General features: G+C 64.0%; 12 protein-coding genes. 2 read left to right on the top strand and 10 right to left on the bottom strand.

Features of this window, described 5'->3' with window-relative positions:
- Entirely contained in the window at nucleotides 1-2,358 is a 2,358-nt protein-coding gene (locus GJB56_RS00315; RefSeq protein WP_113682321.1) for a serine/threonine-protein kinase, read from the top strand.
- 15 nt (nucleotides 2,359-2,373) lie between these two features.
- Here GJB56_RS00315 and GJB56_RS00310 read toward each other — a convergent pair whose 3' ends face one another.
- The 6 genes from GJB56_RS00310 to GJB56_RS00285 form a co-directional block, all read right to left on the bottom strand.
- Nucleotides 2,374-3,573, bottom strand: coding sequence for an acetate kinase (locus tag GJB56_RS00310; RefSeq protein WP_113682320.1), 1,200 nt, complete (start codon nucleotides 3,571-3,573; stop codon nucleotides 2,374-2,376).
- A 2-nt stretch (nucleotides 3,574-3,575) separates the two neighbouring features.
- Entirely contained in the window at nucleotides 3,576-5,654 is a 2,079-nt protein-coding gene (pta, locus tag GJB56_RS00305; protein ID WP_003944313.1) for a phosphate acetyltransferase, read from the bottom strand.
- 146 nt (nucleotides 5,655-5,800) lie between these two features.
- Nucleotides 5,801-6,814, bottom strand: coding sequence for a glucose-6-phosphate dehydrogenase (coenzyme-F420) (gene fgd, locus GJB56_RS00300; protein WP_003944371.1), 1,014 nt, complete (start codon nucleotides 6,812-6,814; stop codon nucleotides 5,801-5,803).
- A gap of 108 nt (nucleotides 6,815-6,922) precedes the next feature.
- Nucleotides 6,923-7,270, bottom strand: a complete 348-nt coding sequence (locus tag GJB56_RS00295) for a YidH family protein (protein WP_019749510.1) — start codon at nucleotides 7,268-7,270, stop codon at nucleotides 6,923-6,925.
- The gene (locus GJB56_RS00290; protein ID WP_113682319.1) at nucleotides 7,267-7,740 is read right to left on the bottom strand and encodes an RDD family protein; all 474 of its coding nucleotides are present in this window, start codon (nucleotides 7,738-7,740) and stop codon (nucleotides 7,267-7,269) included. The genes GJB56_RS00295 and GJB56_RS00290 overlap by 4 nt, the downstream gene beginning before the upstream one ends.
- Nucleotides 7,740-8,447 carry a hypothetical protein gene (locus GJB56_RS00285; RefSeq protein ID WP_019749508.1) on the bottom strand — a complete coding sequence of 236 codons (708 nt, stop codon included), beginning with the start codon at nucleotides 8,445-8,447 and terminating at the stop codon, nucleotides 7,740-7,742. Before GJB56_RS00285 ends, GJB56_RS00290 begins: the two co-directional genes overlap by 1 nt.
- A gap of 115 nt (nucleotides 8,448-8,562) precedes the next feature.
- Between GJB56_RS00285 and GJB56_RS00280 the strand changes: the two genes are divergently transcribed.
- Nucleotides 8,563-9,504, top strand: a complete 942-nt coding sequence (locus tag GJB56_RS00280; protein ID WP_029538606.1) for an alpha/beta hydrolase — start codon at nucleotides 8,563-8,565, stop codon at nucleotides 9,502-9,504.
- Nucleotides 9,505-9,533: 29 nt separating this feature from the next.
- On the opposite strand, the gene GJB56_RS00275 is transcribed toward GJB56_RS00280, so the two are convergent.
- The 4 genes from GJB56_RS00275 to GJB56_RS00260 are packed head-to-tail and all read right to left on the bottom strand — an operon-like array spanning nucleotide 9,534 to nucleotide 13,390.
- The gene (locus GJB56_RS00275; RefSeq protein WP_167343319.1) at nucleotides 9,534-10,031 is read right to left on the bottom strand and encodes a nucleoside deaminase; all 498 of its coding nucleotides are present in this window, start codon (nucleotides 10,029-10,031) and stop codon (nucleotides 9,534-9,536) included.
- 28 nt (nucleotides 10,032-10,059) lie between these two features.
- A complete protein-coding gene (locus GJB56_RS00270; protein WP_047888733.1) occupies nucleotides 10,060-11,202 on the bottom strand; it encodes an LLM class flavin-dependent oxidoreductase in 1,143 nt (380 codons plus the stop codon).
- Entirely contained in the window at nucleotides 11,199-12,023 is an 825-nt protein-coding gene (locus GJB56_RS00265; protein WP_019749504.1) for a DUF1684 domain-containing protein, read from the bottom strand. The genes GJB56_RS00270 and GJB56_RS00265 overlap by 4 nt, the downstream gene beginning before the upstream one ends.
- On the bottom strand, nucleotides 12,020-13,390 hold the full coding sequence (locus tag GJB56_RS00260) for an NtaA/DmoA family FMN-dependent monooxygenase (RefSeq protein WP_113682318.1): 1,371 nt from the start codon (nucleotides 13,388-13,390) through the stop codon (nucleotides 12,020-12,022). Before GJB56_RS00260 ends, GJB56_RS00265 begins: the two co-directional genes overlap by 4 nt.

The following is a 13,390-nucleotide window of genomic DNA, read 5'->3' as shown; positions in this document are numbered from 1 at the left end:
ATGACCGAAGAATCCGGCCCCGAGCCCGACGCCACGCAAGCCTCCGTACGCCCCGAGCCTGACTCCACGCAGGCGGTTCACCGCGAGCCTGACTCCACGCAAGCCTCCGTACGCCCCGAACCCGAAGCCACCGGTGCCTACGAGCGCCTCGAACCGACCTCGGCCCAGATACGAGGAACCACGCCGTCCGCATCCTCCTCCCCGACCGGCCGCTCCACTCGATCCCGCCGCAGCCGGTCGGGACGAAAGCTGCGCCTCGGCGGCGGCCTGGTCGAAGTTCCCCCCGTCCCGCAGATCGACCCCGCATCTGCGGTGATGAGTGACCCGACGGTCCCCGAGCGCAAACGGTTCTGTTGGAAATGCAACGAACCGGTCGGCCGTAAGAGCGCAAGCACCAAGGCAACTCAGCACGGCACCTGCCCCAAGTGCGGTTCCACTTTCGACTTCCGCCCACTCCTCGAAGAGGGCGAATTGGTATCAGGTCAGTACGAGGTTCAAGGGCCCATCGCGCACGGCGGCCTGGGATGGATCTACCTCGCGATCGATCGCAATGTCAGCGACAGGTGGGTAGTTCTCAAGGGACTCTTGCATTTCGGTGATTCCGAAGCGCAAGCCGTTGCGGTGGCCGAGCGTCAGTTCCTCGCCGAGGTCGCCAACCCGAGCATCGTCAAGATCTTCAACTTCGTGGAGCATCCGCGCCCGGACGGGACACCCATGGGGTACATCGTCATGGAGTACGTGGGCGGGCGATCATTGCGCGAGGTGCTGGCCGAATTCCCGGACGGCAAGCACATGCCGATCGAGCAGGCAATCGGCTACGTACTGGAAATCCTTCCGGCTCTGAGCTATCTGCATTCCACCGGCCTGGCGTACAACGACCTCAAACCTGAGAACGTGATGGTCACCGAGGACCAACTGAAGCTGATCGACCTCGGCGCCGTGTCCGGGATCGAAGACTACGGATACCTGTACGGCACTGCCGGCTATCAAGCGCCGGAGATCATCGAGACCGGCCCGACCATCGCCTCCGACATCTTCACCGTCGGAAGAACACTCGCGGTTCTCACCCTCGACATGCCCTCGAAGCACGGACGGTACCTCGACGGCCTTCCCGAACCCGAGGACGAGCCACTGCTGCGGGACAACGAGTTCTTCCACCGCCTGCTGCTGCGCGCCACCGATCCGGATCCGAAGAAGCGTTTCCAGTCGGCCGAGGAGATCGCGGGCCAACTCACCGGCGTTCTGCGAGAAATCCTCGCGGAGCAGACCGGGCAGGAGAATCCCGGGCTCTCGCTCGTGTTCAGCAGGCAGCGAACGTCTTTCGGCACCGATGAATTGGTCGGGCAAACCGATGTGTACGTCGACGGTGTCAGCCACGACGCTGCTCTCGATCCGCGCGAAGTTGCGCACGCACTTCCCATCCCGTTGGTCGACCCCACCGATCCCAGCGCGCCGTTGCTGGCGGCAGCGGTGCACAGCGAACCGTCTCAGACTCTCGATGCGTTGAAACACGCCCGCGAGAACGGAATCGACCGAACGTCAGGCACACCGGCGGCCGCCATCTCCGGCGAGGTCCGACTGGCCGAGGCCAAGGCTCATCTCGATCTCGGCGATCCGGAGACCGCGCTGAGTGTTCTGGACGAACTCCAGCAGAGCATCGGTGATCACTGGAAGATCGAGTGGTATCGAGGGCTTGCAGCGTTGCAACTGGACCGATTCGAGCCCGCCTTCAGTCATTTCGAGACCGTCCTGACGGCTCTGCCGGGCGAGGCTGCACCCAAACTCGCGTTGGCGGCGACAGCAGAACTGATCCTCCAGCATTGGGAGAGCGACGACCCGGACCAATGGTGCCGCTTCTCGGAGAAGTACTACCGCACCGTCTGGCGGACCGAACGGAACTACGTCAGCGCAGCATTCGGGCTCGCCAGGCAACTCGCCGATCACGGCAACAAGAAGGCAGCCATCGCCGCCCTCGACGAAGTTCCCACGTCTTCCCGGCACTACAACGTCGCACGGATGTCGAGCGCTCTGACGATGCTGTCCGGCGTTCCGATCGCCGAACTCGACGAATCGACTCTGAGGGAAGCCGCCCGTCGCGTTCGCGCGCTACCGGCCGAGGAGAGCCGAAGTCTGCAGATGCGAACCCTGGTGTTGGGTACGGCACTCGATTGGATTCGCTACGGAAACCGCTCGCACACCGAACTCGAACCCATCCTCGACCTGCCATTCACCGAGCAGGGTCTGCGCACCGGAGCCGAAGCCTGCCTTCGCGCCCTCGCCCGCGCCACGACCTCCCGCACGCACCGCTACGCCCTCGTGGACCGGGCGAACGCGGTGCGTCCGCGCAGCAATTTCTGACGCGCTCCCCGAGATTTACAGCGCGGCCACCAAAGCCTTCGCCGCGCGGGCGATCGCCAACTCCTCGTTGGTGGGGACCACCAGCACCTCGACGGCCGACGTGGATGCGGAGATACGACGCTCGTCGCGGCTCTTCGCCTCGTTGAGAGCCGGGTCGACCTCGATTCCGAGACGGGAGAGGCCGGCCAGGCTGTCGCGTCGTACGTCGATGTTGTTCTCGCCAACACCGCCGGTGAAGGTGATGACGTCGACGCCACCGAGTTGAACGATGAAGGCGCCGATGTACTTACGGAGCATGTGTACGTAGACGTGGTAGGCAAGTTGTGCGTCTTCGTCGCCGCCCTCGATCAGTGCGAGCAGGGCACGGAAATCGTTGACTCCCGACAGTCCCTTCAAACCGGAACGACGGTTGAGGAGGTCGTCGATCTCGTCGACCTTCATTCCCGAGTTGCGATTGAGGTGCAAGATGATGCCTGGGTCGATGTCGCCGCTGCGGGTGCCCATGACAAGACCCTCGAGCGGGGTGAGGCCCATCGTGGTGTCGATAGCCTTGCCGCCCTTGATTGCCGAGGCCGAAGCGCCGTTTCCGAGGTGCAGAACAATCTGATTCAGCTCGGCCGGATCCTTGCCGAGGAAGTCCGCGACTCGTCCCGACACGTATTCGTGTGAGGTCCCGTGGAAGCCGTATCGACGAATCTGGTTGGCCTTGGCCACATCCCGATCGATCGCGTAGGTCGACGCTGCGGCGGGCAGCGTGTGAAAGAAGGCAGTGTCGAACACTGCTACGTGCGGAACGTCTGGCAGTTCTTCGCGCGCCACCTCGATACCGATCACGTTGGCCGGATTGTGCAGCGGCGCAAGGTTCGACAAATCCGCGATGGCTTTCACGACGCCGTCGTCGATGAGCGTCGGCGAGTAGAAGATGTCACCACCGTGCACGACTCGGTGACCGACGGCGATGATTCCTGCCTCGCTCAGCGGCCGTCCGACCTCGGCGACGATGTCGAGCACCATCTTCAGTCCCGCACGGTGATCGGCGATGGGGAGGCTGCGGTCTTCGATTCCGGTGCGGTGGTTGTAGACGATGTGGCCGTCGGGTTCACCGATGCGCTCGATGAGGCCGTGCGCTACCGATTCCGCTGTATCCGGATGCACGAGTTGAAATTTGATCGATGACGAGCCGGAATTGATGACCAGTACGGTGCCGTCGCTCACGCTTACGCTCCCTGTGCCTGTATTGCCGTGATAGCCACGGTGTTGACGATGTCCTGGACCAACGCTCCACGCGAGAGATCGTTGACCGGCTTGTTCAGTCCCTGCAGAACCGGGCCGACGGCGATAGCGCCGGCGCTACGCTGCACTGCCTTGTAGGTGTTGTTGCCGGTGTTCAGGTCAGGGAACACGAACACCGTGGCCTTGCCCGCCACCAGAGAATCCGGCATCTTCTTGTCAGCGACACTCTGCTCGACGGCCGCGTCGTACTGAATGGGCCCTTCCACCAACAGGTCCGGTCGGCGCTCGCGCACCAAGGCGGTCGCGGTGCGAACCTTGTCGACGTCGGCTCCACTGCCCGAATCGCCGGTGGAGTACGAGAGCATCGCAATGCGCGGATCGATACCGAACTGCGACGCCGTCTGTGCGGACGAGATCGCGATGTCCGCCAACTGCTCCGACGTCGGGTCCGGAACCACGGCGCAGTCACCGTAGGAGAGAACGCGGTCGGCCAGGCACATCAGGAAGATGCTCGAAACCGTCGAAACTCCGGGGGCCGTCTTGATGATCTCGAACGAGGGCCGGATCGTGTGAGCGGTGGTGTGGGCGGCACCGGAGACCATGCCGTCGGCAATACCCAAGTGCACCATCATCGTTCCGAAGTACGAGATGTCGGCGATCACCTCGCGTGCCCGCTCGATGGTCATGCCCTTGTGCGCCCGCAGCGCGGTGTATTCCTGTGCGAAGCGCTCGGTGTACTCGGACTGCGCGGGCGCGAGTACCTGCGCGCCGCTGATGTCCACGCCGAGTTCCGCTGCGCGTCGACGCACACTGGGTTCGTCGCCGAGGATCGTCAGGTCGGCAACCTGGCGCTGCAGCAGCCGGCCGGCCGCGCGCAGGATCCGGTCGTCGTCACCCTCCGGGAGGACGATGTGCTTGCGATCGCGTCGAGCGCGGTCGATGAGCTTGTACTCGAACATCTGTGGGGTCACGACCGACGGAATCGGCAGTGCCAGTCGGTCCATCAGGACGTCGGCGTCGACGCGCTGTTCCATCAAGCTCAGCGCAGTGTCGACCTTTCGCTGCGAACCGACTGCCACGCGTCCGCGGGTTTGGGCTGCAGCGCTTGCGGTGTCGAAAGTGCCGAGGGTTGTCGTGAGGATCGGAAGACGCTGTTTGAGGCCGGCCATCAACGCCGCGATGGCCGGGTGCGGCGTGATCCCGCCATTCATGATGATGCCCGCGAGCGACGGAAATCCCTCCGCCTCATGCGCATTGAGCAACGCGAGCAGCACGTCCGAGCGGTCACCCGGTGCGATGACGACCATGCCCTCGACCAGACGCTCGAGGATGTGCTCGGCGGTCATGCCGCCCACCATCACCTTCAGTGCCTCGCGGTGCAGCAGTTCCGGGTCACCCGAGTACAACTCGCCGCCGGTGGCTTCCATCAACTCGGCCATCGTGGGTGAGACGAGCAACGGAATCTCCGGCAGGCTCCACGTCGGAACACCGATGTCGGACAGGGCTGCGGTGACCTCGTCGAGCTTGTCGGGATCGCAGCGATTGGCGACGACCGCGAGCAGGTGAGCGTGGTTGGCAGCCAACTCGGCGGCGCACAGGTGCGCGAGCTGAGCAACCTCCTCGACGCTGCGCCGAGCGCCTCGAACCGCCAACAGGACCGGCGCTCCCAGGTTCACGGCGATGCGGGCGTTGAAGCTCAGTTCGCTGGGGCTTGCGACGTCGGTGTAGTCACTTCCGATGATCACGACGGCGTCGCACTGCTCGGCCACGGTGTGGTACTTCGCGACGATGTCGGCCAGTGCAGCTTCGGGATCGGCGTGAACCTGCTCGTAGGTGACGCCGAGTGCGTCGGCGTAGGAGAGATCGGCAGTGGTGTGCTCTAGCAGCAGTTCGAGGATGTAGTCGGTTTCCTCGGTCGAGCGGGCGATCGGGCGGAAGACACCGACCCGGGCGACGGTCGCGCACAGCATCTGCAGTACGCCCAGCGCGATGGTGGATTTTCCGGTGTCACCTTCAGGGGAGGCGACGTAGACACTCGACACGGCAGCGGGCGCTTCTGGCATGCCCAACAGCCTAGTGTGGGCCGCCGCCCACCTTGCCACTGATCGTGGTCACGCTCACGGTGCAGCCGACAACCGGCCGCTACGAGAAAGACGAACGGTGCCTGCCACACGTCGAGTGGCAGACACCGTTCAGTTGATCTCGAGGATCAGCCAAGAGCACGCAGGCGGGGCGCGAGGTCACGCTCGAACAGTTCGAGGAAGCGGCGCTGATCGTGGCCCGGTGCGTGGAACACCAGGTGATTGAGACCGGCGTCGACGTAGGCCTTGACCTGCTCGACGGCGTCGTCGGGATCGGAAGCGACGATCCAGCGCTTGGCCACCTGCTCGATGGGCAGAGCGTCGGCAGCTGCTTCCATTTCGATCGGATCCTCGATGCTGTGCTTCTGCTCCGGCGTCAGGGACAGCGGCGCCCAGAAGCGCGTGTTCTCGAGTGCAGCCTCCGGGTCGGTGTCGTAGCTGATCTTGATCTCGATCATCTTGTCGATGTCGGCGACGTCGCGCTCGGCCTTGGCCGCGCCCTCGGCAACCGCCGGAAGCAACTTCTCGGTGTAGAGCTCCATGCCCTTGCCGGAGGTGCAGATGAAGCCGTCACCGGCACGTCCCGCGTACCGGGCGACAACGGGTCCACCGGCCGCGATGTACACGGGAATCCCACCCTCGGGAACGTCGTAGATCGACGCGCCACGAGTGGTGAAGTACTCGCCTTCGAAGTCGACACGATCGCCCAGCCACAGCTCACGCATCAGCCGCACCGACTCACGCAGGCGCGCGAAGCGTTCCTTGAACTCGGGCCACTCGCCCTGGAAGCCGGTGGCGATCTCGTTGAGAGCCTCACCGCTGCCGACGCCGAGCATGATGCGCCCCGGGTAGAGACATCCCATCGTCGCGAACGCCTGAGCGATGACCGCCGGGTTGTAGCGGAACGTCGGCGTCATCACGGACGTGCCGATCTGCACGCGCTCGGTGCGCTCACCGACGGCCGTCATCCAGGCGAGCGAGAACGGCGCGTGTCCACCGTTGTGGCGCCACGGCTGGAAATGATCGCTCACCGCAACGGAATCCATGCCGTGCTGCTCTGCCAGAACTGCCAGCTCTACCAGTTCGCGAGGGCCGAATTGCTCGGCCGATGCCTTGTATCCGAGCTTGAGTTCCTGCGCCACCGTGCACTCCCTTGTCGTCTGTTTCGTTTACTTCTCTGACGTGCTTCTCGTTCTTTGCAGACTATCCAGACACCGCTCGGACTTCTCTGCGTATCTCAGCGAGGTATCTCAGCGAGCAAGGCTGGTAACCACCGTTGCCACACCGGCCGCGACGGCAACCCCGGCCAATGCCAGTGCGAACAGCCACAGCGCATGCGGTTCCGGCATCGCCGCGCCGTCCTCGAGCGCCTTCTTCACCTGTAGCCAGCGTCGCATACCGACGAGGGCGGCTGCTGCCGAGAGTGCGATCAACGTCAGACCGAGCGCCGTACGAACCCACCCTGTACTCCACTCGGGGACCAACTGGACGACGGCAATGCCGCCCGCCAGCAGGGCAAGCGAGCTACGCATCCACGCGAGGAAGGTGCGCTCGCTGGCAAGGGTGAATCGCTCGTCCGGGCGGTTCGGTTCACTCATGCGTGCTCGCCTCCGTGGGGTGCCACCAGATCCGGGTCCTGACGCCAGTCGTAGACGACCTCGGTGCGCAGAACGATGTCCTGCAACGATCGTCGCCGTCGATCGACCGCCGACCACAGCAATCCGAAGGCGAAGAGCACACAGAGCACCGCACGGATGAAGGCGAGCGGCCAACGGACCAACCGGTGACCCGACGTGATCACCCGCAACCCCATCACGAGGGAACCGACAGTTCGGCCGGTGGTCGCCCAGCAGGCAGTCAGGTAGGCCACCGAGACGCCGAGAAATGCCGTCGTGGACAGGAAGATTCCCGGTTCCGAGAACGTGAAACTCTGCGGCGAGAAGAGCAATCGAACAAAGGCCAAGGCCACGTACACGGAACCCATCAGGATCAGCACGACGCCCAGGTCGATCAGTCCGGCGAGGCCACGGGTGACGATTCCGGCCGGGCCGGACTTCTCCTGGGCCACTAGCGTTCACCTGCGTTCGTGTCCGGATGCGGCTCGTGTGAGGGTGGTGCGTTGTCGCGGCCGAACAATCGTCCGACGAACCCGGCGACAGCGTCGTCCGCCTGCATCCCCTGCACGCGCGCCCCGTGCACGGCTTCGGTGGAGAGTGAACCGGTCGATTCACGAATCATCTGTGGGAGGTCGACACCCTCGATGACCTGGTCGGCGATCTTGAGGAGGTCGACGCGGTCGATCTGGCGCTCGAGGTCGACGCTGTCGACGATGCCGTCGAGGTCGAGGCGATCGATCACTGCTTTGACGTCGAGTCGGCTCGCGATCGCATCGACGTCGACGCGATCGATGATCGGTTCGAGCGAGACCCGTTCGGCAATCTTGTCCACGTCGATGTTCTCGGCGATCTTGTCGATGTCCACGTGGTCCACGACGATCTTCGTGATGTCGACTTCGGCAAGAGCAGCGTCGACGACAGCTTTGATCACCGTTCTCAACGTGGAATCGGCAAATTCCGCTGTCGAGCGAATCGCTTCCGTGCCGCGGGTGGCGACCTGGGTGATCGCGTCGTCGAGTGCGTCACCGACAACGGGGATCCGCTGCACCGAATCAATGGCGAGACCAGCGGTTCTGCGCGCCGCACCAGCCGTGATCGCGGCCAGCCCGAAGGCCAGCCGAATCACGTCGGATTCGGGGTGATGCGACTGCGATCCCACGCAATTGTCTCCATCTTCTTACCGGACTGTTATCCGGACATTCGTCACTCTCCTTCGCATTGTGCCACTGTTGGTAGGCACAAATACGCTGTCCGGCTTGCGCCAGGGGGAAATAATGAAGGCACGTCGATTCACGGTCCGATTGACGATGGCGGTGGCCATGGCTGCCGGCTTTCTCGGCCTCAGCGCGCCGACCGCGAGCGCGGATTCAGTGGTCAGCCGCATCGATGTCTACTCCCCCTCCATGGACCGCTGGATCGCCAACGACGTGATTTCCCCGGCCGGCGGTGGCCCCGCCCCGACCTTCTACCTTTTGACCGGCGTCGGCGGCGGTGAGGACGGGATCTCTTGGTTCAACAACACCGGAGTTCGTGACTTCTTCGACGACAAGCACGTCAACGTGGTCATGCCGGTCGGCGGCAAGTTCAGCATGTACACCGACTGGAACGCCGACGATCCGGTGCTCGGCCGCAACAAATGGCAGACGTACCTCACCAAGGAACTACCGGCAGCGGTCAACGCTCGATACAACACGACCGGCGTCAACGCACTCGGCGGCGTGTCGATGGCCGGTGGACCGGTTCTGGACCTCGCGATCCAGTCGCCGGGCACCTACCGCGCCGTCGGCTCGTACAGCGGCTGCCCGCGCGCCGGCGACCCGCTCGGCCAGGCTGCGGTGCGCTCGATGGTCGAGATACTCGGCGGAGGAAACGCAGCCAACATGTGGGGGCCGTGGGGTAGCCCGCAGTGGGCTGCTCACGACCCGCTGATCAATGCCGAGAAACTACGCGGCACAGCGCTGTTCATCTCCACCGGCAACGGCCTTCCCGGTCCGGTGGACGGAATCAACTCATTGGCGATGGCTGCCGGAGTCGTTCCCGGCGCTGTGCTCGAAGGCATCACCAACATGTGCACCGCTGCCCTACAGGGTCGATTCGGTCAGCTCGGCATCCCCGCGACGTTCAGCTTCCGACCCGAGGGCACCCACACCTGGGGACTCTTCGAAGCCGACATGCGTGCGTCGTGGCCGATGATCGCGGGCGCGATCGGGGCGTAAGCCTCACGGCGCTCCTTCAAGCCATGGCGTCAGGTGAGACTGCGCGCCCAGTCCCGCATCCCGGCGGGGCCAGTGCCAGTGGCGTATTCAGCGAACAGATTTCGCGATTCGTCACGGCGAATGCCGCCGAGGACTTCACGCGGCTTACGGAAAAACGGAAGTTCCTCAGGCGGCGCCCACAGCTGCACGAGTTCCCTCGCACCGTCGTTCGGGGATTCGAGAGCGAACCACACCCGGGACACACCGAGTGTGATCGCGGCACCCATGCACATCAGGCATGGTTCGAGATTGACCGCCAATGTCAATTCTCCTGACGCTCGAGTGAACCCGAGAGCCTCGTCGGCCTGCAAGAGCGCTTGAAGGTCCGCATGGACTACCCGTCGGCCAAGTGCCCGTTCTTGCGTATACGCCCGCCCGAGCACACGGTCGTCGTCGAACACGACTGCCCCGATCGGCATCTCCCCGAGTTCCATGCCCTCACGCGCTACGTCAAGAGCAAGCGAAAGCGCATCTCGGGGCGAAAACATCACTCGACACTAATGGACAAAGGCAAGCTCATGCTGCCAGTAGTGCGGGTAGTCCCCATTCCTTGGCAAGCAGCTCGTACGAGCGCAGGCGATCCTCGTGCCGATGGGTCACCCCGGTGATCACCAATTCGTCCGCTCCGGTGAGCTTCTGCAAACTGTCGAGCCTGTCGGCGACGGTGGTGGGTGAACCGACGAACTGCGTGATCAGCCGATCCTCCACTACTGCTTTGTCGGCATCGGAAAGTGGGAGCGCTGTGGCCGGATCGGGGTACGGGATGGCGCCGTGCCCGCTGCGAATGCTGTGCGTCCAGTGCGCGAACGTCGACGCCAACTCTCTCGCCGTCGCATCGTCCTCTGCGGCAACAACATCCGCGGAGACGACGACATACGGCTCCGACAGAACTGCCGACGGCCGGAATGCTGCACGGTATGCCTCGACGGCATCAAGCGTACTCGAGGGCGCCACATGGTAATTCGCGCCGAACGGCAATCCGAGTCGTCCGGCGAGTTCGGCACTGGGGCCTGCGCTGCTTCCGAAAACCCACAATTCGACGTCGGCGTCCTCACCGGGACTGGCGTGCAATTCGATGCCGTCGCGGGTGCGGTGGGTGCCGTTCAGGAGCGAGAGTATGTCGTCGACCTGCTGCTCGAAATCGGGCGCCTGTGCGCCCGGAAACGCCAATGCCTCGAACGACGCCTGCAATCTCGGTGACGTGAGAAGACCGGTTGGATCGAAGGGCGCCGGGATCACGACGCCGTCGCGTACGACGGTCTCCCGCTTCGATTCTGCCGGGGCAGGCGTTCCGGCAGCGACGGCACGAAGTGCCTCCACCCGACGCTGCCCGCTGCGCCCGATACCGAGATCGATACGACCCGGATACAACGCTTCGACGGTACCGAAGGCCTCGACCACCTGAGCTGCCGTGTTGTTGCCCAGCAGCACGGCGGCCGAGCCGACGCGAATGGTGTTGGTCGCGGCCGCAATCAGTCCGACCAGAACGGCCGGTGACGAGCTGGCTACGCCGACAAAGTGGTGTTCGGCGACCCAGTACCTCTTGTATCCCCACGCTTCGGCAGAACGAGCGAGGTCCAGCGAGTTCCGCAAGGCCTGGCGGGCCGTTTCACCCTCACTGATCGGAGAGAGATCGAGTACGGACAGGGGCGCGCTCACCTCGGTGCGCTTCCGTCGCGGGTATTCGGTGTCTTCTCGCCGGCTTCCACCGCGAACGGCAAACGATTCTCGGCGGGGGCGACGGGGCACGTCGCGTAATCGGTGAAGGCGCAGGGCAGGTTCGACGCCCGATTGAAATCGAGGGCTACCGCACCACCGGGCTCCGGTGCACTCACGTGCAGCGAGCGTGCGGCCGGGTAGGTGGATACACCACTGGTCGCGTCGGTGAACAGGATGTGAAAGCCGTTGTCCTTGCCCGCGAACGCAATCAGCGTATGCGTTGCACCATCGTGTTCGAAGCTGATGGTTCCGCGGGCGTCGTGATGATGCTCGAGGCGCTCGACGACCGCACCTGTCGTCACCGTGCGAGCCTCCTCGAAAGCTGTGAAGACACCCTCGATGCGCCACTGCGGGTTCGGCTCGAAGGTCGGGATACCACTGAACTGCGCCAATGCCGGGGCCGACGAATCGTGGATCCGCAGAGCCACCTCGCCGGTGCGGCGGATGACCTCGACCAACCGCGCGCCCTGCTTGACGATCAGTCCCGGCGCACCCTCGATCGGATTCAGAGTGACTGAACCGTCCACTGCGACGCCGTCGATCGAGAGGTCGTCGGCCGGCGTCGCGGTGACGACAACGGCATTCGCGTCGGCGCGCCACGCACCGGGCAGGTCCGCGAAGGTGGAATCGGTGTCAACCAGCCAATGCAACGCAGTCAGGCTCAGCCAGCCGAGTGGTTCACTGAAGGTGGCGTCGCGCGAGGCATGCCAAGCATTCCACTCGCCGGTGAAGGTGCTGGTGGAAGTGTCGGTAACGGTCATGATGCGCGGACTCCTTCAGCCTGCTCGTACGGGTGGCGCAGCCCGAGATGGCTGCGCAGGGTGGTTCCTGAGTATTCGGTCCGGAAACTGCCGCGGTCCTGTAGTTCTGGTACGACGGTATCGATGAACTCGTCGAGGCCCGCGGGGGTGATGTGGGGAACGAGGATGAATCCGTCGCTCGCGTCGCCCTGGACGTAGGTGTCGATCTCGGCAGCCACCTCCGCTGCACTACCCACGAACTGTTGGCGGGCAGTTACTTCGATGATGAGTTCACGGATGCTGAGGTTTTCGGCCTCGGCCTTGGCGCGCCACTGATCTGCGACCGCTCGCGGATCCTTGACGTGGCGGACGCGTCCGCGGGTGATGTTGACGTCGTCCGACGGATCTTCCTTCGGCAACGGGCCGTCGGCGTCGTACTGGGAAAGGTCTCTGCCCCAGACTTGTTCGAGAAAAGCGATGGCAGTCTGGGGTCCGACCTGCTGCCGCCGGATGTGATACGCCTTCTCCTGTGCGTCCGCGGCGTTGTCACCGAGCACGAAGGTGGCGGCGGGGAGAATCTTGAGGTCTGCGTGCGTGCGTCCGTACTTGGCCAAGCGTCCCTTTACGTCGGCGTAGAACGTCTTGCCTGCTTCGAGCGTTCCGTGCCCGGTGAAGATGGCGTCTGCCTTGGCGGCGCCGAACTCGCGTCCTTCGTCGGAGTCACCTGCCTGCAGCAGGACTGGGTGTCCTTGGGGACTCCGAGGTACTTCGAAGCGTCCGGAGATGTCGAACTGCTTACCGGAGTGTTGGAACTGACCGACCTGCTGGTCGGTGGCAAAAACGCCGCGCTCACGGTCGACGATCGGACGATCGATGCTCCAACTGTCCCACAGCGTCCGTACTGCGTCGACCAACTCGTTTGCGCGTGCGTACCGCTCGGAATGCTCCAGATACCCACCGCGGCGGAAGTTCTCACCGGTAAAGGCATCCGAAGAGGTGACCAGGTTCCACGCGGCGCGGCCGTCGGAGAGATGATCGAGCGTCGAGAACTGCTTGGCCAACTCGTACGGCTCGTTGAACGTGGTGTTGATCGTCCCGGCCAGACCGAGATGCGTTGTCACACCGGCAACCGCGTTGAGAATACTGAATGTATCCGGGCGACCGACCACGTCGAGGTCGTGAATCATGCCCTGATGCTCGCGCAGGCGCAAACCCTCTGCGAGGAAGAAGAAGTCGAACAATCCGCGTTCGGCACTGCGGGCGAGATGCTCGAACGAGCTGAACTCGATCTGGCTCTTGGACGCCGGATCGGTCCACACCGTGGTGTTGTTCACGCCGGGGAAGTGAGCACCCAGGTGAACTTGCTTGCGAATCCTGTTCTGTGTCAT

This window comes from Rhodococcus sp. AQ5-07, from assembly GCF_009707305.1.
Taxonomy (GTDB): domain Bacteria; phylum Actinomycetota; class Actinomycetes; order Mycobacteriales; family Mycobacteriaceae; genus Rhodococcus_F; species Rhodococcus_F erythropolis.
Note: the sequence above shows the minus strand (reverse complement) of the source record. Positions and strands in the feature narration are given on the sequence as shown.